Genomic DNA, 20,394 nt, shown 5'->3' with positions numbered 1-20,394 from the left:
CCATAATTTTTCCTTTTCTTACCCAATCCCCAATACCTAATCACCAGTCCTCAGTTCTTTTTCCGAGTATGAATGGATACAAATAACAACATGAAAATTCTTCATGTGATACCATCAGTTGCCTCTGTACGGGGTGGGCCTAGTCAAGCAATACTGCAAACTGTTAAAGCACTGCGAAGTTTAGGTGTTGATGCCGAAATTATCACAACAAATGATAATGGTGATGATGTATTAGATGTGCCTCTATCCAAGCTTGTAGAGTACAAACAAGTCCCGATTCAGTTTTTTCCTCGCTTTTCCCCTAAAATTAACTCTATCCGAGAATTCGCCTTTTCTAGCCAACTCACTGCATGGCTGTGGCAAAACGCTCACAGATATGACTTGTTGCACGTCCACGCTATTTTTTCCTATGCTTCTACAGCAGCAATGGCGATCGCTCGTCTGCACAACATTCCCTATATTGTTCGTCCCTTAGGTCAACTCTGTGAATGGTCACTCCAGCAAAGCGCCCGTAAAAAACAAATTTACCTCAACTTGATTGAAAGGGCTAACCTTAACCACAGTCGGGTGCTTCACCTCACCTCTAGACAAGAACAGCAAGAAGTTTCTCGCTTAGGTCTTCGGGTTCCTAGCTTTGTCCTACCTCATGGACTCTCCATTCCTCCTATTATCCCTGATGCTCGTTATCGTCTCCGGCAACAACTCAAAGTTCCTCCAGATGAACCTGTAATCCTATTTTTATCCCGCTTGCATCCCAAAAAAGGGTTAGAGTATCTAATTCCAGCGTTGGGCAAACTTAAGCACCATCGTTTTACCTTCGTTTTAGCAGGTAATGGCTCTCCAGAGTATACAAATGAACTTCAGTCTTTAGTGGCTTCAATTGGTATTTGCGATCGCACCCATTTTGCTGGATTTGTTGAAGGCGAGAGCAAAAATTTGTTGATGCAAGGCTCAGATTTATTTGCTCTGACATCTCACTCTGAAAACTTTGGCCTGGCAGTTTTAGAAGCCTTAGCAGCAGGTCTTCCTGTGATCATTACTCCTGGTGTTGCACTAGCTTCTGTGGTTGAACAACACAAACTTGGCTACGTCATCCCACAAAATATATCAGCGATCGCGAATGCCCTTGATGATTGCCTGAACTCTCCTCAATTAACTAAACAAATGGGCGATCGTGCTCGTCAAATAATTCATGATAAATACACTTGGAACCATATTGCCTCAAATCTTATAGAAATATATACAGCAATTATCGAAAAAAAAAATCTTCCTCACCTTGATTAATTTTATTTCAAAAATTAAAAAAATCATAATTAATATCTTGGTTAAATATTAGTTTATCTATATAAATCCGATTTGATTCTTGAAAGAATCTAAAGTATTTGTAGGGTGTGTTAGGACGAAGTCCGTAACGCACTATCTCCAGGTCTTAGTGCGTTATGCTACGCTAACATACCCTACGTATGTATTCAAAAATCAAATACTAGTCCTATATAAAAGTTTAGTTGGCAATAATAAATTATTTATCCAACTACTCAAAAAGGTTTACAAATCTCACCTTTAAATTTCCTAAAAAAACTCCTAATCTTTATAAATCACTGTTTTTTACGGATTTTCTGAATTGATTATGAAAATAGATTTACTATCGGTAATCATCTTAACTAAGAATGAAGAACTCAATCTCCCAACGTGTTTAGGTAGTTTGCAAAAGCTAAATGCAAAAATTTTTATTGTCGATTCTGGTAGTACGGATCGAACAGTAGAAATAGCTCAAAAAGCAGGTTGTCAAGTGTTTAATCATCCTTTTGAGAACCAAGCAAAACAACTTAACTGGGCTATTGAGAACTTACCAATCACTACAAACTGGATTATGCGCCTTGATGCTGATGAACGGCTTACTCCTGAATTGGTTGAAGAGTTAGAATCAATCTTACCTAAGACATCAAACGATATTACAGGATATCAAGTTAAACGCCGCGTGTTTTTTATGGGACGTTGGATGCGTCATGGTGGCTACTATCCTACCTGGCTATTACGAATTTGGCGTAATGGAACGGGTACTTGCGAACAGAGGTGGATGGATGAGCATATGATTCTTTCTAAAGGCAAAATTGCTAATCTTCAGCACGATATTATAGATGAAAATCAAAAAGGTTTAAGTTTCTGGACTGATAAACATAATCGCTATGCGGAACGAGAGGTGAAAGACATACTTAATATTGGTGTCGAACAAGATGATTTTCTTTTAAAAAAAGGTCAGTTTTCTCAAGCTAGTCAGCGAAGATGGGTGAAAAAAAATCTTTATGCACGCTCACCTCTTTTTCTACGTGCTTTCCTCTACTTTCTTTTACGATATATTGTCGGTTTAGGTTTTTTAGATGGTAAGGAAGGGTTAATTTTTCATGTTTTACAAGGTTTTTGGTATAGATTCCTAATAGATGCTAAAATATATGAATTACGAAAAAATTAAATTACTTATTTGTTTAAATTATACTGATTTTATACTTTTTGTACATCGTTATATTAAATTTAAACTTTCAAGAGTAATCAAAAGATTAAGAGGAAAATCTGTGTTTTACAAAAACTTATTTTCATAAATTCAGATATTTTGTTTTTTATATGAATAAATTAATTTTAATAGAAACAAGAATATTTGCGGGAGTAGGTAATACCCTGTATTGGAAACAGATTTATAAATTTTTCTATGTGATTCTAAGATATAGAATTGTTTTTAATCTGTAAAATAGGGCTGAAAATGCTATTGTTTATTCAAAGCATATTAATTAAGTTAAATAAATTTATCATATACGTACATAAGCTATTGAATTCTTCATACATATACGAGATTTTATATGAGAATATTAGAGGTTTACTCAAAAATCCTAGATGGTTGTTGATGCGTAAACTAGCTAGGTTTAATTTGGTAAGAAATATCAATAATTATTTTTCAAAACGCAAATTTAAAAATTCTAAAGAGCCAGCAAGTGATAAAAGTGATTCTTTATTTAAAGAGCTTGATATAGATGAAATAGTTAAACAGCTAAAAGAAAATGGTTTTTACTTGGGTATAAACTTGCCTCAAGATATAGTCACAGAAATAATTGAATTTGCCTATTCTCATCCTTGTTATGGTAATAGAAAGCCGTGGCTTGGATTCTATTATCATCAAAGGGAACAAATAAAAAGTAAGCTAGGAAAAAGATTTGTACTAGCTAGTTATTTTAATACAGCATTGTATTGCCCTGCAATTCAAAAATTAAGAAATGATCCTAGTTTGTTAGCAATATCTACAAAATATTTGGATACACAGCCAGTGATTCAAGGAAATGAGCTTTGGTGGAGCTTTGCTGGTGAGACAAGCAGTAGCGAAAAAAAGAGAGCATTTCAAATGTTTCACTACGATATAGATGATTATAAATTTTTAAAATTTTTCTTTTATCTGACTGATGTAGATGAAACTAGTGGGGCTCATGTCTGTATTCGTGGAAGTCACAATAAAAAGAAATTTACACATCTGTTATTTCATAAAAAAGAAACAGATCAAGATATTATAGACTACTATGGCAGAGAAACATTAGTGACAATTTGCGGTCAAGCCGGACTGGGTTTTGTTGAAGATACATTCTGTTTTCATAAAGGTACTACTCCCACTGCTCAAGACCGTTTAATACTGCAAATAGAATTTGCTACAACTGACTACAATATGCAAAACGATTTAAAATCGCCTTCTATTTGCAAACTTCTCAGATTTTAAATAATAAAAATTTTTAATTTTTTTAGTACGGGAACAAATTCAAAAATTATTCTGCTTGCCATACTATGCATTTAGACAATTATACTCTTGGTACATATACACCTGGTGCGCCCTACTGGAAACAACTTCTTTGGTACTTTATAGGATCATCTTTACTACAAAGCCATATACTTGTATTTTCCGCCTTCAAGGTTTGGCTACTTCGTATCTTCGGAGCGCAAATTGGTAAAAATGTCCGTATTAAACCAGGAGTACGGGTAAAGTTTCCCTGGCGGTTGACAGTTGGCGATCACGTATGGATTGGAGAAGATGTTTGGATTGATAACCTTGCTTCTGTGATTATCGAAAGTCACGTTTGCCTATCTCAGGGCGTTTATCTGTGTACTGGCAATCACGACTGGAGCCATGCCGATTTTAAACTGATTACTGCCCCAATCCACATTCAACAGAGTAGTTGGATTGCTAGCAAAGGTGTAATTGGGCCTGGAGTCACCGTTGGACACGGAGCCGTGCTAACTCTAGGTGGAGTAACTGGGCGTTCCTTAGAACCAATGACAATTTATGCAGGTAATCCAGCTCAACCTATTAAGCAAAGAAAACTGTAAATTTTTAGGAAAGTGTCGAGGTTAATAATATATTTTGTCAATATTTTGTTAAGTTTGCGATCGCGTTGACATTAATTAAACATCAAGCTCTTAACAATCTAATATGCATCTAAGCTTTAGGAATAGGCTACATAATCTATTCAAAAAATTAAAAACTCTATTTTTTATGATTATAATAATTAAACTTTGTCTCTAGGTTATCTGTCAGATTATAAGTACCAGAATCCTACTACTATCAGTCTTCAATAAACTATAGGATTAGTTAATATTACACGCGTTTAGTGTACTAAGTAAAAAAATAAAGCTTAATAAAACTAACTTTTAATCATTGCTTGTCTTTACTTTCAAAAAAATTAAAGATAGTGTAAACTCTTAAACAAGGAGATGTAAAGTTAGCTTTTTACTCAATATTTATAGTAAATCTATTAAACAAGTCTGCTTTAACATACTGAACACAATGATAAATAGCTTTAGTAACTGGATAGTGGCAAATAAAAATCAAGTTTCTTCTGAAGTTTTAGGAGAGACAGTCATTCTCAATATGACTTCAGGAATTTACTACGGTTTAAATGAAACAGGTACTTTTATCTGGAATCTAATTCAAGAACCAAAAACTGTGGAGGAAATCTTAAGTGCGCTGTTGGATGAATATGAAGCAGATATAGAAGAGTGCAAAAGTGATATTTTGGCATTAATAGAAGACTTAGCAGAGAAAGGAATGATAGAAATTAAAGATGAAGCAAGTATGGAAATTATTACACCTTAAAGATAGAGAACGCAATCTTTTAATCAATACATTTATTTTGTTAGGATTAGTCAGATTAGGATTATGGTTGCTGCCATTTCAAAAATTACAGCAACGACTAGCAACCATCAGTCAGCAAAATCCTCAACGAGATCAATTCTCTGTTAACGAAATTATTTGGGCTATTAATGCCAGTACTCGCTATATGCCTGGTGGTGCGAAGTGTCTAGCTCGTGCTTTGACTTGCCAGACAATGATGAATCGATACGGTTACTCACCGCAACTGCGTATAGGAGTCACCAAAAGTGAAAAAGGGAAATTAGAAGCTCATGCGTGGATTGAGAGTCAAGGACAAATTGTCATTGGCAACCTTACAGACCTTTCAAGATTTACCCCACTACCATCTTTATACAATTAGACAACTATGAGCGGCATTGTCGGCGTTTACTATCTTGATGGTCAATCTGTTGACCATCAAAAACTTGGGCAGATGGTAGATATTATTGCCCATAGGGGGCCAGATAATGCAGGCATCTGGATTGATGGGTGTGTTGGCTTGGGACATCGAATGCTGTGGACAACGCCCGAATCTCTTCTAGAGAAGTTGCCCTACCACACTGGTGATTTGACAATTACGGCAGATGCTCGAATTGATAATCGAGACGAACTCATCTGTGCATTAGAATTAAATGACTATCCGGCAGAGAAAGTCACCGATAGTCAACTGATATTAGCTGCTTATGAAAAATGGGGTAAGCAATGTCCAGAGCATTTATTGGGTGATTTTGCCTTTGCTATTTGGGATCGGCGAAAGCAGATATTATTTTGTGCCAGAGATCACTTTGGTGTTAAACCTTTTTATTACTATTCATCTGCACAAGCCTTTGTTTTTGGCAGCGAGATTAAAGCTATCTTTTGCTTGCCAGATGTGCCACGCCAGATAAATGAAGTGAGGATTGGTGATTATCTGGTATCGATGTTTGAGGATACTACCATTACTTTTTACCAAGATATCCTCCGACTTCCTCCTGCTCATCGGATGATAGTAAGCTGTGAAGGAATAAAGTTAGAGTCATATTGGTCTTTAAATCCTAACCATGAATTGCGTTTAGGTTCTGATGAGGAATATGCCGCCAAGTTTCGTGAACTTTTTAGCGAAGCTGTGCGATGCCGTATGCGTAGTGCCTACCCTCTCGGTACAATGCTCAGTGGTGGGCTAGACTCTTCCTCAATCACTTGCACAGCAAGGAAAATACTAGAAGAGGAAGGAGGATCTGTTTTACCGACATTTTCAGCAATTTTTGACAAAGTGAGTGAGTGTGACGAACGTGCTTACATCAACCCTGTTCTTGCTCAAGGTGGCATGAAGCCGCACTACGTTTGTGCGGATCAAATCAGTCCTCTCATAGATAGTCTGTTCAAGCATCTGGATGAACCTCTGTTCGCCTTCAATTTGTATTTAAACAGGAGTATTTACAAGGTTGCTCAACAGCAGGGGGTGCGCATAATTCTTGATGGATTTGATGGAGATAGTACTGTTTCACATGGCGTAAGCTATTTAAATGAATTGGCAATTAACAAACGATGGTTCAGCTTAATTCAACAGTTGAAAGGATTTGCTAAAAACTTCAATTATTCTTTCTGGCAGCTACTGTGGCAATATTTGTGGAAATATGAATTTGAGCCAATAATACGCAAATATAAGCCTTTGAGAATAGGACAACGAGTTTGGCAAGCATTGCAAAGGCGAGTAATGCGAACAAGTGGCTCTGCTAATCAACCTACATGGAGTACAATCCTTAACCCTGATTTTGTTGAACGCGTTGGCTTAAAAGAACGGCGTAAATCTTTAAATAAACTTTTCTTATACTCACAAGAGAACCAAAGAGCACAACACTACTACAGTTTGGCGAGGGGTGTTATGCCTTATACTTTAGAGGTATTAGACAAAGCTGCTGCCGAGTTTGGCATTGAACTACGTTTTCCATTCTGGGATAAGCGGTTAGTGGAATTTTGCCTATCTGTTCCTGGTGAGCAAAAGATACACCAAGGCTGGACGCGGATGGTGATGCGTCGGGGAATGGCTGGGATTCTGCCTCAGGAAGTGCAATGGCGTGGTGGCAAATCTAATCTGGCTCCTAGCTTTAACCACGGACTTTTAACTTTTGAGCAAGAGCGCTTGGAAGAGCTTCTGGTCAAGAACTCTGAACTCATTAAGGAGTACACAAACACAATTAGTTTGCATGAGGCATATCACAGATTTATTTCTCAACAAGACAAAGAAGATGATTCTTTCAATCTCTGGAAAGCTTTGAACTTAGCTCTATGGCTGAAGCATAGTGACTTTTCACCATCTGAAGCCCCACAAGTACGCGACTGAAAGCGATCTAAGTGTTGCATATCAAATGGTTGTCTTGTTGGCTGATATTAATACATCCAACAACACAGCTATTTTGGTGGTCAACTCTATTTACAGAGAAACCTCTAGAAAGCTGTATTTTCGAGCCTTTATTAGGTTCACTTTAATAAACTAACAACAAAGGACAAATCCATGAACTTGCAAAAGAAAACCTACACCAAACCCGAAGTAACCGTTTATGGTGACATCGAAACTCTAACCCAACAAGGTGGAGCTAGCAGTACTGACGTTCCTCAGGGTTCTACTGTAGGTCCAAACGGAATTGGTGATGTTGCTAGCTAATCGTTAGCAGCCACCGAAATAATTCAAAATAACTTTGTGTTTTTTTGCTTGAGATCAGCAAGAAAACCGAAGTTATTTATGAACAAATTTTGATAATAATGATTGTCTGCTCAATTTCTCTTGAGCGTTTGACATCACTAGTCGAGGCTGAATTCTAAGTAATCAGCCTTTACTTACTAAAGTGTTCAGTAAAGAATAAAAAATATGTATTCCTACAGAGCTTATGGTTTAATTGTCTACTCCCCATTCCCACTGCCAGAGTTAATCACCTCTTGTGAAGTAGATGCAGATGTGATTATACAATTGCAAAAACTAGAGCATTCTCCCTTAAAAACTAATTCTGCTGCACATTGTTTCCAGTTAACTTCTGAGGGTATGTACTTATATTGGCAAGGAGTGGGAACTTTTCTGATCCAAGATGGAAAAAGAATTATTATCGATCCAGTTCCAGAGGCTGATGAGGACAGACTACGCTTATTTATATTGGGGGCAGCTATAGGTGTGCTGCTACATCAACGAGGATTTTTAGTACTGCATGCAAGTGCTGTGACCATACATGATAATGGTGTTGCCTTCATCGGAGATAAAGGATGGGGTAAATCCACTATGGTTGCTGCTCTCCACGCACGGGGACATAGCCTAATTGGTGATGACGTTATTGCTGTAGACTTGAACAATAGCAACCAAGTATTGCTGATACCAGCTTTTCCACAACTGAAACTTTGGCCAGATGCAGTTGCTGGTTTGGGAGGTAATCCTGAAGAATTGCCACGACTAGTTTCTCACTTAGAAAAACGCGATCGCAGGATTACTCACGGTTTTACAGAAAAAACTATTCCACTCCAGCAAATTTATGTTCTAGGTATAGATGCGAATGTAGAAATTCAACCTCTTCAGCCCCAGAAAATTTTAACATATCTATTCCGCAACTCTTACATAACGCGATTTGGGAATGAACTGCTGCAACCTAACGGAGCGTCTCACTTCCTTAAGCTTACCAAACTTGCTAACTTAGTTTCGATATCTCGGCTTTTACGACCTAGCTCTCTACAACTTTTACCTAACGTTTGCCAGTTAGTAGAACAGCATCTTGAACGTCAAATCAGTACAGCTAATTTTGTTTAAAATTAATTATCTAATTTTTTAATTAGAGATAATTTATCAATTCATGAATACTGAACCTAACTTTTCTCAACTTGTTTATCCATATAAAATTACAGATTTTTTTCAGTCCTTTTGGGAGAAAAATTATCTTTATATTAATCGTAACAATTACTCCTTTTATAACAATATTTTAGATAATAACGATATTGATAATTTTTTGCAAAATCAAAAATTACAAGCAGAATGTGATAATTTTTTCTTAGTCAAGGATGGTAATAGTTTAGATTTCAAGAATTGGTCTAAACAAGAATCCAAATCTCATCAATATATTGTTAACAATAAGAAGCTATTTGAATTTTTACATCAGGGCTTTACACTAGTTATCAACGGTGTACATAAATCAATTCCTAAACTTATAAAATTTTGTAATTTACTAGAAAGCGAACTCAAGTTTAGAATTAGAGCAAATATTTATATAACACCTCCTACAGCACAAGGATTATTGCCACATTATGACGAGCATGATGTTTGTATTTTACAAATACATGGTACTAAAATTTGGCATTTATATCACTCACCAATACAACTACCTTCTCAACAAAAAGACCAGCGTATAGGACTACACTCATTAGAAAAACCGGAGTTTGAAGTTGAATTAAAGCCGGGAGATTTACTATATATTCCCAGGGGTCTCATTCATCAAGCTTTCACAACAGATACAAATTCTATACATATTGCATTGGGGTTATATCCCACCTATTGGTTTGAACTACTACAAGACTTAGTTGAACTCGCTAAGGAGAACCCGGCTTTTAGAAGAGCCATTCCTAACGAATTCATGAATGATGATCAGAAAAGCTTTTTTAAAGAAAAGTTTCGCCAAATCTGCCAAGATTTAGTTACTAATTTAGATGTAGATACTTTACTTGAAACAAAATCTCACCAGTTTATTGTCAACAAGCGTTCCCAAGATGAAAGCAGATTTAAGGACTGGTTACTCATTAATCAAATTAATTTAAACTCTATTCTATCACGAAGAAAAGGTATTCTTTTTTCAATAGATAAGGATAAAAGCAATATACATATAAATTTTTACAACAAAAGCTTAACTTTTCCTATTTTTTTTGCTCCTTCCTTAAGTACTATATTATATAGCGATCGCTTTGCCGTGAAAGATATTGGTGGTTTAATAAATAATAAAGGCAAAATTAAGTTAGTTACTAAATTTATCCAAGAAGGATTTTTGAAAATTGAAAGTATTAACGCTGACGATTAGTTAGATTTTAACTAAATTTATATAGGTCATTTATAAAATATTTTAAACTTACTAAAAATTCTTTAAAAATTATAAATATGCAAGCAGGCAAAATCATTAAACAAAAACTCCAGCAAACTTTACGCCTTGTGCCTGCATTACGCTTAGTCTGGCAAAGTAGTCCTGGTTGGACGAGCGCTCGTGTAGTGCTGCTAGTTATCCAAGGAATACTGCCTGTAGTATCAATTTATCTTACTAAATTGATCATAGATACAGTAGCTGTTAACCTCTCTACTACTGATAAAACTGCTGCCTTTCATCGTGCAATACTTTTAATTGCTATAGCTGGTGCAGTAACTCTTGTAACTGCTCTTTGCAGTTCCTTAACAGAATTAGTCACTACTGCTCATTCTCAGCGAGTGACTGACTATATGCAGGGCATTATTAATGCTAAATCAATTGCAGCCGATCTAGAGTATTACGAGAACGCCAAATACTACGATGCCCTACAACGTGCTCAACAAGAAGCTCCTCACCGACCTCCCCAAATTTTAAATCGTTTGGCACAAGTTGCTCAAAACAGTGTTTCCTTGCTGGCAATGATTGGCTTGTTGCTGTCACTGCATTGGGGAATTATCGGTATCCTATTTATTGCTGCTCTTCCCGCTATGCTAGTGCGGTTAAAATTCAGTCGAGTCATGTATCATTGGCAGCGAAAATGGACTCCACCGCATCGAAAAGCGATGTATTTAAGTTGGATTTTGACATCAGATCAGTTTGCCAAAGAAATTCGCTTATTTGATTTAGGTAACTTTTTTAGTCAATGGTACCTCCGTATCCGACGGCAGATATATAAAGAAAGCTTAAAAATTTTTACTAAACGCTCTCTGGCTAATTTTGCAGCAGAAGCTGTCGCTGGGGTTTTAATATTTGTTATCTATGCTTTCATTGTTTATCAAGCTATCTACGGCATTTTGCGTTTGGGTGATCTGGTTCTCTATCATCAAGCATTACAGCGCGGACAGAATGATATTAAAGGTTTATTGAGTAGTTTATCTGCTCTGTATGAAGACAACTTATTTCTTGCTAATCTCTACGAGTTCCTGGACTTGAAACCCAAGCTAGTCGATCCTTTAGATCCGATACCAGTTCCACGACCAATGCAGAGTGGGATTGTATTTAATAATGTTAGTTTTCAATACACTACCACTATCCGTCAGGCACTTCGAGATATCAACCTTACGATCCGACCAGGGGAAGTAGTAGCATTAGTTGGAGAAAACGGCTCCGGGAAAACAACTTTAATTAAACTTTTATGTCGATTGTACGATCCAACAGCAGGCAACATTACTATCGATGGGATTGATCTACGGGAATTTAAAATTGCTGAATTACGGCACCAAATCAGCGTAATTTTTCAGGACTATGCCAAATACCACCTGACAGCACAGGAAAATATCTGGCTAGGCAATATCGAACTGCCACCTCATCAGGAAAGTATAATTGCTGCTGCTCGCCGTTCTGGTGCTGATGATGTCATCACAAAATTACCTCAAGGTTATGACACCATCTTGGGTAAGTTATTTGAACAGGGAGAAGAACTAAGTATTGGGCAATGGCAGAAAATTGCACTAGCGCGGGCATTTTTGCGGGATTCCCAGGTAATTGTCCTTGATGAGCCTACCAGCGCCATGGATCCCAAAGCTGAATATGAAGTGTTTGAAAAGTTCCGCCAACTGATCAAAAATCAAGCTGCCATTCTCATCAGCCATCGCTTATCCACTGTTAAGATGGCCGATCGCATTTATGTGATGGCAAATGGTTCCATTTTAGAAAGCGGTACCCATGAGGAATTAATGCAGCTAGAGGGTACCTATGCCCATTTATTTGAAACCCAAGCTCAAAATTATAGGTAGCAGTTTGATGATTGTACTACCCAAAATGTCTACTCAACAGCTGCCACAATCTACTATTAAAGAAGTAGAGTTGCTACTATACTGTGCCAGAACTCACATTACTCCCACAATAGCAGCACGCATTCAAAAGCTGTTGCTAGAGGATATTGACTGGGAGTATTTGATACGAATAGCACAAAGGCACAGAGTTATGCCGCTTTTGTATCACAGCCTCCAAAGTATTTCTCCAGAACTTGTTCCCCCTGCCAAGTTAAATCAGCTCCGTCAAGATTTTCAAGCAAATCTTTTTCGTAGCATTTTTATTACTCAAAGTTTATTGAAGTTTTTAAGCTTATTTGAAAGCAATCAAATTCCTGCGCTCTCATTCAAAGGATCTATTCTAGGGGCTTCAGCCTACGGTAACTTTTCCCTCCGCCAAACACGAGATCTGGATATCCTTGTTCACAAACATCACTATCAAAAAGCTGTAGATTTACTGATTGCCGCAGGGGGTGAAATCTGTCTTGACTTGCCCTCAGAGTGCCATTTTCTATTCTATGATCGCACGCTTTGTATTGACCTTCATTGTGAAATCATACCAAAGGATTACTCACGTTCTATTAGTGACAATTACTGGTGGCAAAATTTGGAGCATTTTGAGCTATCCGGAGAAAAGGTGCTTAATTTATCACCAGAAGCCTGCTTTTTCATGCTCTGTCTCCAGGGAACTAAAGACTGTTGGTATATGTTGCATCGGATTTGCGATGTTGCGGAAGTGATTCGCACATATCCAGAAATGAACTGGATGCAGATTATGGATCAAGCAAACAGATTCGGATGTAAACGGATAGTTTCTGTCGCACTTGTGTTAACCAAAAATCTACTAGAAGCATCTCTTCCAGAAGAAGTTTTAAAAGAGGTAGAGTCGGATCCAGCAGTTAAGTCAGTAGTCGAGCAGGTGAGCAAACAACTTTTTTGTGAGACTACTGAAGAGAAAATTGAAGGGGTGCCAAAAGATTTATTTCACATGAGTACAAGAGAACATTTCAAGGACAGATTACAAATCTTGGTTAGTTTATTGAATACTCATGGCTGGTTTACACCCACAGAACACGATTTAGAATTTCTTCGTTTACCTAAATTTCTCTATTTTCTGTATTATCTAACTCGCCCAATTCGTTTAATAGCAAGATACAGATTATCTTTGTTACAGTACTTAAGAATAAAAAAATAGTATTTATTTACTAAATTTTTCTTGCAAACAACGATTACAAGAACGTGCTGAATGCCTAGCAGCAAAACTGTGAGAATTGGGTATCAAGCCTGATGAGTGATGAAAAGGCGATCGCCTCGCTTCTATCTGTGGGTTCCAGGGATTTGTTAGACTGATCACACCAGGATATTTCAGTCAAAGTTTCCGGAAACGCCAGCACCAAGAGGCTACTCATGCTCACAAATACCCTACTTCTCTCTAAACAACTCCCCACCCTGCAATACTCTTCCACTCCAGAAAGATTTGATGAAACCTGGGAAGCTCCTTTGGCAACCCTTCTAGGATTAGGGCGTGCCGCCGGCGCTGACTTCATCGAATTTTTTTTAGAGCGTGTCAACTATATTAGCTGCCTTGCAGAAGAAGACACCATCACCAGTATTACACCGCGTCTTTCTACTGGTGCAGGAGTAAGAGTATTTAAAGGACACGGCGACTGCTATGTTAGTACAAATGACCTTTCGTTTGCAGGTTTGAAAGCCGCTTTAGAAAAAGGTCTTTCGATTCTGGGATTACAGCTACCTGCACCAAACGCTTTTATTCCAGAAATCAACCTGGAATTACTTAGAGATTACGCCACTAAAAGAGGCAAAGATAGCTGGTTACCTCTGTGTAGCTCTATCCGCGAAATGGGAGAAATTCTCCTTGAAAGTACTGCCCAATTACAGCAAAAAGCCAACCACATCCAATCACGTCGTGGCACCTATTTCCGTGACTGGCAAGAAGTTTTAGTCGCCGCTAGTGATGGTACTTTTGCCCGTGACATTCGCCTTACCCAGTCAGTAGGATTAAGCTTGCTGTGCGCTGACGGTAGCGATCGCGCTTCCATGGGTGAACGGGGTGGTAACACCAGCGATCCCAATTTCCTAAAAACCTGGGATTACCAAGAAGCAGCGGAACAACTTGCCGAATCAACAGGTAAAATGCTCTACGCAGATTATGTGGAATCAGGCACTTATCCCATCATTATGGCAAATCACTTTGGCGGGGTAATTTTCCACGAAGCCTGCGGACACTTGCTAGAAACCACACAAATTGAACGCAAAACCACTCCTTTTGCTGACAAAAAAGGCGAAAAAATTGCCCACGAAAGCCTAACTGCTTGGGACGAAGGACGGACAGAAAATGCCTTCGGTACAATCGATATGGACGACGAAGGTATGCCTGCCCAGAGAACTTTATTGATTGAAAAAGGTGTTCTCAAGAACTTCTTGGCAGATAGAGCTGGTTCGTGGCGCACCGGACATCCCAGAACCGGTAGTGGGCGGCGTCAAAGTTTCACATTTGCGGCTGCTAGCCGGATGCGTAATACTTACATTGCTCCTGGAGAATACACAACAGAAGATTTATTTGCCTCTGTTGATAAAGGTATTTACTGCAAAAAAATGGGTGGCGGTAGTGTTGGCGCTACTGGACAATTTAATTTTGGTGTAGACGAAGCTTATTTGATAGAAAACGGCAAAATTACTAAACCACTCAAAGGAGCAATTCTCATCGGTGAAGCCAAGGAAATAATGAATAAAATTTCCATGTGCTCTCAAGACTTATCTTTAGCACCCGGCTTCTGTGGCTCTATTAGTGGCAGTATCTACACCACGGTAGGACAACCACATATCAAAGTTGATTCAATTACTGTTGGTGGACGCTAAATAATTTTGAATTTCAGACTTTTATGCCTAATATTAACGAAATAGCAAATCATGCTAAGGATAGTGCTAATAAACTTGGCGTTAGAAAATTCGATATCTATGGATCAATAGTAGATTCAACGAGTGTCCAAGTAGATCAAGGTGAACCTAAGCAAGTCAAAGCCTCAAATCTTTCTGGTGTCACTGTGCGTGTTTGGAATGAAGATCACACAATGGGTGTCACCAGTACGACAGATGTAGACCCCAGAGGTCTAGAATTAGCTTTAGAAACTGCCTACGAAGCTAGTTTCTTTGGCGTGAAAGAAAATGTACCGGATTTTAGCCCACAAGCAACTGCCCCTATTAATCATCAATCCGATCAAAAATACCCACAAGCTCCTGTTGCTCAACTCATAGAGAATTTACTGGCAGCCGAGAAAGAAGTACTATCAATTCATCCGGCTATCAAAGGAGTACCCTACAACAGCCTGGCGCAAAGAGATATTGATAGGTTCTATCTCAACAGCGAGGGTGCGATGAGAATTGAGTCTCACTCTTTGGCATCAATTTATCTTTATAGCAAAACGGAAGAAGAAGGGAAAAAACCTCGTAGTGCAGGGGCTTTTAGAATTAATCACAGTTTAGAGGCTTTAGATATCAATGGTTGCATTCAAGAAACGGCTGAGAAAACTATTAGCCACTTAAATTATGAGAAAATTAAGTCTGGTAAATATACAGTTGTTTTCTCACCAGATGCTTTCTTGAGTCTTTTGGGTGCTTTTTCAAACTTGTTCAACGCTCAAAATATTTTGGATAAACAAAGCCTATCTACTCCTGATGATTTAGGAAAGCAAATTGCTTCTCCCCTGCTTTCAGTGTGCGATGATGCATTGCATCCAGCTAATGTGGGTGCAGAAACTTTTGATGGTGAGGGAACTCCCACTCGTCGAGTGTCACTCATTGAAAATGGAATTTTAACAGGCTTTCTCCATAGCGCAGGTACTGCGAAAAGACTGAATACTCAACCAACTGGTAATGCTAATATAGGCGCAAAAGTCACCGTCAGCCCGAATTTTTATCATGTTTTTGCAAGTACATCTACTGAACAAGAACTAAGTCTGGAAACAGCTGAAAATATAGTTTTTATCGATGATTTACAGGCTCTCCATGCTGGAGTTAAATCTTTACAAGGTTCTTTTTCTCTACCCTTTGATGGTTGGATTATCAACAAAGGTGTCAAGACGAGTATTGAGTCGGCAACAGTTGCTGGCGATTTTCTACAACTTCTAAAGTCAATTATTTTTGTAGAGAAAGAAGCTGAGTTAACTCCTGCCGGAGTATGTCCAAAAATCTGGGTTAATGAACTGTCAATTACTGGAGAGTAAAATTTAGTAATTAGGAGCTAGGAGTTAGGAGTTGTCACATTTAATCTATACTTTCTAACTCTTAGTTTGTTACTTTAATTCTCCTCCTTAACATCAAGAGTAAATATTAAAACTATTGTCATAATTTAAATTAGTACCAATTATAACAGCGTCATTTACTGTCTCTCATTAGACATTTTATCTGATACCAATTTAAAAATGATTAAGGGTAATAGATTCACCCAACCCAGATACAAAAGGCGATTCCCAATCTAAAATCCAAAAACCAAAATCCAAAATGGTATGACTGGCTGGGTAATAAGTTACCGCTTTATTGTAATCCCGTTAGTAACATTTTCAACTCCAACCCGCAGCAATATCAAATCAGTGACGTCTGATGGTATCGATTGTGTAGGATCAGCAAGTTTGTCTTGACGCAATTGGGAAAACATAGATCGCAACCATTGGGCATTAACAGTACCTATATTTGACATATGTTGAACGCTTCCAGTACCAGAGTTTGGGCCAACATTATTATTTAACGTTACTATCCGACCAGCGTTTGAGCTATTCGAGAAATTAGCAACAATATTGTCTTGCGCGCGTAATGCAGATCCAAATAGTAAGAAGTTAGTGTTGGCATTATTGCCCTGTACTGATACGGCACCACCCATAAAGTGAATGTTCCCTAGCGTTACTTTCCCTGAAAATCCATCTACTATAATAGTTGGGGAACTTCCAGCAGCACTCCCGTAAAACTGTTGCTTCATATTATCCAAAGTTATCGTTCCTGACCCGGTGAGGTGTAGCATAGGAGATCTATTGGAACCGTTCTCATACCAAGAGTCCTGCACCATCAGACGCCCACCATTGTCTACATGAAAGCTTGGCCCTTCTTTAAATGCACCACTAGAACCCCCAAACAAATTTACTCGTGCAGTAGTCGATTCACCATCCGCAGTTAGAGAACCGCCGATAACTGTTACTCCTTTTGAGATACCAAAGAAACGGTGATTGATACTATTAATTACTGTATGATCAAGTCCATCAACTATCATGCCTGCACCAGCATTGGTAAGCATATTCGTTATGGTCTGGTCAAGAAGAATATGTCCCTGTTGTTGATCAACTCCTTCAACTACAATGCCATCAGCACTATGGTTACCGAGAATGTCAATATCTTGGATAAGGGCTTTGCTTGGCCCTTTTACACGCAACACCGGGCCAGAACTAGATGAATTCCATACTATACGGGAGCAGCCCTTAAAGCATAAATATCCCATATCTCCTACAATTCGCACATCGCTGTCTGCTGGAATTGTAATAGTGGTATTGGTAGAGTAGTCACCAGCGGGTAGATGTACTACAGAGCGTTGACCAGCATAGGTAGAAGAGGCTTTTTTTATTGCAGTCTGAATTGCTGCTCCAGTCTTTTGAGTGACTTTAATTACTGGCGCTGTTGATCGCTCCGGAGTGTCTGGTAGCTTTGGTACCTCAACATTAATCGTGCTTCGATTTACTACCTTGTTATCTTGCGAGTAAAAACGATTATAGTCTTGGTCAATATCAATCGGATTAGAAACTGTAAAAGTATTGCCTACAGCGATTAGGTTTCCCGGCGATCCTGCTCCCATGGCTACTGCTGGAGTCGTCACACCTGCTGGATTACGAATAATATTGTCCAACAGAGTAACTGGACCAGCACTTTTAAGACTGACTGCAACGTCAGTGGTATCTAAGATAGTATTGTCTTGTAGTATGGCGTTTAGTCCGTCTCCCGTCGGGCCATGCGTTGAATAAAAACGTTTAGATGCTGTTGAATAATTATTCCGAAGTCCGATAAAAGAATTATTTTGCGCGTACACATCAGCCTCGGTGGAGCGACGAAAAACCGAATTTGTGACGTGAAAAACTCCAATTAAACCGGCAACACCGTAATTATTATCTTCAAACAGAGAACTGCGAATCCACCAGTCAACCGTGTTCCAATCTTGCAATACTATGCCTGCATAGGAGTGACGTAAGAATTTGCATCGCATAATTGCCACTTCTGCTGCCGTGTCTTGGTGTCCTGCTATATTGGGATCTTCACCACCTTGGATACCTACCTCTAAATCTTTAAAGACATTATCAGAGATATCAAAAGTTGTCGGGAAATGATCGCCTGTAGCATAGCCACCCCAACGAATCCAAAGCCCTTTACCCGCTTTACCTGCTCCATCAAAAGTGAGGCGACTAAGCCGACTGTAGGCAACATTCTTAAACAGGAGCATTACTCCTTGATTTGTTCCCCCCCAACGCAGCGTCACACTTTCTGGAGATTCTCCGATAATTGCAACATTGCGTACCTTGTAGAGTCTCAGTTGTTTAGTAATACGATAAGTACCTGCCGGAAGATACAATACACTTCCCTTTCCTTTATCTGTCTGCCCTAAATCGTCAAGTGCTTGCTGTAATGCGGCAGTGTCATCGGTAGTACCATCACCTTTGGCTCCATATGCAGTCTTCACATTAGTCCAACTTGAAAATGGACCATAAAACAAGGGCGTAGAGTAAGTAGCTTCAGACGCGGTAGCACTCGGTGGAAACAGATGCGGAATAATCATTGGAGTACATATAGTCGCTATGAATAAGCAAAAGCTTAAGAGACAATAGCGATTGGTAGTAATAAATTTTGCTCTACTTTTTTTAAAATTACTCACAACGTTTGTCCTCTAGATACCTAATAATTCTTGTTCACGGTATTTTTTACGCTCTCATTCAAAACTTAATCACACCTATTTTTCATGCTTAAGATCGTAATTACAGAAATCAAAGCACCGAAATTTTTATGAAATGAGCTATGTAGCCAAAATTTAATAGGTTGCTTCTTTGTAGTGTTTGCACTCATCAAATCATTAGCCTGATTTCTAGTTATTTTTTCTTGTGACTTCAGTCATCAAACAATGATTGCTGAAATTTTTATTTCTTGTACACTTATTTGAGCTTTGATAATAGAATTTAATCTTGCTTTCAAGCGTAATACAGTTTTTATTAGTTACGCCTATCTCTAAAAAACATATTTTATAATATGCATCAAATAATGTACAAAAAATTAGCTCACCGACAAAGAATTTTTCTAATGCGCTAAATGAGCATACATATGCCAACTACGAGTTAAGTCAAAGTTGACAGTATTGTCAATAGGATATGACTAAGACATAACACTATTTTTGAATTCATGAACTTGGCATACATATGCCACTACAAGTTAAGTCAGGCTGATAGTGATGTCAACAGTAAATTACACTGTATTTTTGAATTAGCTTAAATACAACAAGGAGATATTGTGATCGCCTTAGTAGAGATTAGTTGCTGATGGTAATGGCTGATTATACAAATTAGGTTATGTCAACTGCCCGCTAAAAAGCTATCACCGTAAGTTATATATAGATATGAAATTCTATGCGATCGCACTGCTATTAAAGATTATTTATTAACAGATGACGTATGAATACTTTCCTCGTTTGATAAATATTAAGTTTTTTTAAGTATATTAGATTGAAGCATATTTTTGATTTTTCCCTCTTCAATAGTTCATGCTTACTATATTATTACCTACGTATTATCCTAATCGCATTATTACTTACGTATTATCCTAATTGTATTAATTTGAATCTAAAATTTTTCAATGAAAATACCTAAAAATCTAGTAATAGAATACTAAGTTATATCATGTCCAGTTAATCAAACTGAATAAAAATATTTGCTCATAGTGAAGACTAAAGTCCTCACTATAAAGTGTTTGTTATGGGTGATTTGGCGGTTATCATATTACTATTGCTAGTATTTTTTGAATCTGTCAAGACATACTATGACACATCTCTAAGAAAATATAAATATAATCAAATAATATTTATTATCCCAATTTAGTAAAATAGCAAAAATATTAAATCTTATCTTATAGATAGCAAAATTTGCTCTTCATTTTCTCTAAAGTCCTCAAGCCAGTTATTCTCATAGAAATATAGATTGAGTAAATATCTACAATAATCTATCTAAATTTCTAGTTTAATAAATTAAGGAAAATTAGA

General features: G+C 37.8%; 16 protein-coding genes. 14 read left to right on the top strand and 2 right to left on the bottom strand.

Features of this window, described 5'->3' with window-relative positions:
- Positions 1–90 precede the first annotated feature (90 nt).
- From QUB80_RS02710 to QUB80_RS02655, 12 genes are all read left to right on the top strand, one after another.
- The gene (locus QUB80_RS02710; protein WP_289787944.1) at positions 91–1,284 is read left to right on the top strand and encodes a glycosyltransferase; all 1,194 of its coding nucleotides are present in this window, start codon (positions 91–93) and stop codon (positions 1,282–1,284) included.
- 343 nt (positions 1,285–1,627) lie between these two features.
- Entirely contained in the window at positions 1,628–2,470 is an 843-nt protein-coding gene (locus QUB80_RS02705; RefSeq protein WP_289787943.1) for a glycosyltransferase family 2 protein, read from the top strand.
- A 426-nt stretch (positions 2,471–2,896) separates the two neighbouring features.
- Positions 2,897–3,754 carry a phytanoyl-CoA dioxygenase family protein gene (locus tag QUB80_RS02700; RefSeq protein WP_289787942.1) on the top strand — a complete coding sequence of 286 codons (858 nt, stop codon included), beginning with the start codon at positions 2,897–2,899 and terminating at the stop codon, positions 3,752–3,754.
- Positions 3,755–3,819: 65 nt separating this feature from the next.
- The gene (locus tag QUB80_RS02695; RefSeq protein ID WP_289787941.1) at positions 3,820–4,359 is read left to right on the top strand and encodes a WcaF family extracellular polysaccharide biosynthesis acetyltransferase; all 540 of its coding nucleotides are present in this window, start codon (positions 3,820–3,822) and stop codon (positions 4,357–4,359) included.
- A 457-nt stretch (positions 4,360–4,816) separates the two neighbouring features.
- Complete coding sequence (locus QUB80_RS02690; RefSeq protein WP_289787940.1) at positions 4,817–5,125, top strand: PqqD family protein; 309 nt, start codon at positions 4,817–4,819, stop codon at positions 5,123–5,125.
- Positions 5,094–5,522 (top strand): lasso peptide biosynthesis B2 protein, encoded by a 429-nt coding sequence (locus QUB80_RS02685; RefSeq protein WP_289787939.1) that lies wholly within the window; start codon positions 5,094–5,096, stop codon positions 5,520–5,522. The genes QUB80_RS02690 and QUB80_RS02685 overlap by 32 nt, the downstream gene beginning before the upstream one ends.
- Before the next feature lie 6 nt (positions 5,523–5,528).
- On the top strand, positions 5,529–7,484 hold the full coding sequence (locus QUB80_RS02680) for a lasso peptide isopeptide bond-forming cyclase (protein WP_289787938.1): 1,956 nt from the start codon (positions 5,529–5,531) through the stop codon (positions 7,482–7,484).
- Between the two features lie 171 nt (positions 7,485–7,655).
- A complete protein-coding gene (locus QUB80_RS02675) occupies positions 7,656–7,805 on the top strand; it encodes a hypothetical protein (RefSeq protein ID WP_289787937.1) in 150 nt (49 codons plus the stop codon).
- A 204-nt stretch (positions 7,806–8,009) separates the two neighbouring features.
- Complete coding sequence (locus QUB80_RS02670) at positions 8,010–8,930, top strand: phosphoenolpyruvate carboxykinase (ATP) (protein WP_289787936.1); 921 nt, start codon at positions 8,010–8,012, stop codon at positions 8,928–8,930.
- 43 nt (positions 8,931–8,973) lie between these two features.
- Positions 8,974–10,185, top strand: coding sequence for a cupin domain-containing protein (locus QUB80_RS02665; RefSeq protein ID WP_289787935.1), 1,212 nt, complete (start codon positions 8,974–8,976; stop codon positions 10,183–10,185).
- 77 nt (positions 10,186–10,262) lie between these two features.
- Positions 10,263–12,080: an ABC transporter ATP-binding protein gene (locus tag QUB80_RS02660; RefSeq protein ID WP_289787934.1), complete on the top strand. Its 1,818-nt coding sequence runs from the start codon at positions 10,263–10,265 to the stop codon at positions 12,078–12,080.
- Positions 12,081–12,105: 25 nt separating this feature from the next.
- Positions 12,106–13,293 (top strand): nucleotidyltransferase domain-containing protein, encoded by a 1,188-nt coding sequence (locus QUB80_RS02655; RefSeq protein WP_289787933.1) that lies wholly within the window; start codon positions 12,106–12,108, stop codon positions 13,291–13,293.
- A gap of 3 nt (positions 13,294–13,296) precedes the next feature.
- Here the strand turns inward: QUB80_RS02655 and QUB80_RS02650 are convergent, their stop codons facing one another.
- Positions 13,297–13,452 (bottom strand): hypothetical protein, encoded by a 156-nt coding sequence (locus tag QUB80_RS02650; RefSeq protein ID WP_289787932.1) that lies wholly within the window; start codon positions 13,450–13,452, stop codon positions 13,297–13,299.
- Between the two features lie 53 nt (positions 13,453–13,505).
- On the opposite strand from QUB80_RS02650, the gene QUB80_RS02645 reads away from it, so the two are divergent.
- Positions 13,506–14,978 carry a TldD/PmbA family protein gene (locus QUB80_RS02645; protein ID WP_289787931.1) on the top strand — a complete coding sequence of 491 codons (1,473 nt, stop codon included), beginning with the start codon at positions 13,506–13,508 and terminating at the stop codon, positions 14,976–14,978.
- Positions 14,979–15,001: 23 nt separating this feature from the next.
- Entirely contained in the window at positions 15,002–16,342 is a 1,341-nt protein-coding gene (locus tag QUB80_RS02640) for a TldD/PmbA family protein (protein WP_289787930.1), read from the top strand.
- Between the two features lie 302 nt (positions 16,343–16,644).
- On the opposite strand, the gene QUB80_RS02635 is transcribed toward QUB80_RS02640, so the two are convergent.
- Positions 16,645–18,831: a glycosyl hydrolase family 28-related protein gene (locus QUB80_RS02635; RefSeq protein ID WP_289787929.1), complete on the bottom strand. Its 2,187-nt coding sequence runs from the start codon at positions 18,829–18,831 to the stop codon at positions 16,645–16,647.
- Positions 18,832–20,394: the final 1,563 nt, after the last annotated feature.

Origin of the sequence: Chlorogloeopsis sp. ULAP01 (assembly GCF_030381805.1) — a bacterium.
Taxonomy (GTDB): Bacteria; Cyanobacteriota; Cyanobacteriia; order Cyanobacteriales; family Nostocaceae; genus Chlorogloeopsis.
This window is presented reverse-complemented; position numbering and strand designations above follow the sequence as displayed.

What these genes read in the sequence shown, in the direction of transcription:
- QUB80_RS02685 (WP_289787939.1), top strand. Translation starts at nt 5,094, where the DNA reads ATGAAGCAAGTATGGAAATTATTACACCTTAAAGATAGAGAACGCAAT.
- QUB80_RS02660 (WP_289787934.1), top strand. Translation starts at nt 10,263, where the DNA reads ATGCAAGCAGGCAAAATCATTAAACAAAAACTCCAGCAAACTTTACGC.
- QUB80_RS02670 (WP_289787936.1), top strand. Translation starts at nt 8,010, where the DNA reads ATGTATTCCTACAGAGCTTATGGTTTAATTGTCTACTCCCCATTCCCA.
- QUB80_RS02710 (WP_289787944.1), top strand. Translation starts at nt 91, where the DNA reads ATGAAAATTCTTCATGTGATACCATCAGTTGCCTCTGTACGGGGTGGG.
- QUB80_RS02655 (WP_289787933.1), top strand. Translation starts at nt 12,106, where the DNA reads ATGTCTACTCAACAGCTGCCACAATCTACTATTAAAGAAGTAGAGTTG.
- QUB80_RS02690 (WP_289787940.1), top strand. Translation starts at nt 4,817, where the DNA reads ATGATAAATAGCTTTAGTAACTGGATAGTGGCAAATAAAAATCAAGTT.
- QUB80_RS02645 (WP_289787931.1), top strand. Translation starts at nt 13,506, where the DNA reads ATGCTCACAAATACCCTACTTCTCTCTAAACAACTCCCCACCCTGCAA.
- QUB80_RS02705 (WP_289787943.1), top strand. Translation starts at nt 1,628, where the DNA reads ATGAAAATAGATTTACTATCGGTAATCATCTTAACTAAGAATGAAGAA.
- QUB80_RS02640 (WP_289787930.1), top strand. Translation starts at nt 15,002, where the DNA reads ATGCCTAATATTAACGAAATAGCAAATCATGCTAAGGATAGTGCTAAT.
- QUB80_RS02695 (WP_289787941.1), top strand. Translation starts at nt 3,820, where the DNA reads ATGCATTTAGACAATTATACTCTTGGTACATATACACCTGGTGCGCCC.
- QUB80_RS02700 (WP_289787942.1), top strand. Translation starts at nt 2,897, where the DNA reads ATGCGTAAACTAGCTAGGTTTAATTTGGTAAGAAATATCAATAATTAT.
- QUB80_RS02675 (WP_289787937.1), top strand. Translation starts at nt 7,656, where the DNA reads ATGAACTTGCAAAAGAAAACCTACACCAAACCCGAAGTAACCGTTTAT.
- QUB80_RS02665 (WP_289787935.1), top strand. Translation starts at nt 8,974, where the DNA reads ATGAATACTGAACCTAACTTTTCTCAACTTGTTTATCCATATAAAATT.
- QUB80_RS02680 (WP_289787938.1), top strand. Translation starts at nt 5,529, where the DNA reads ATGAGCGGCATTGTCGGCGTTTACTATCTTGATGGTCAATCTGTTGAC.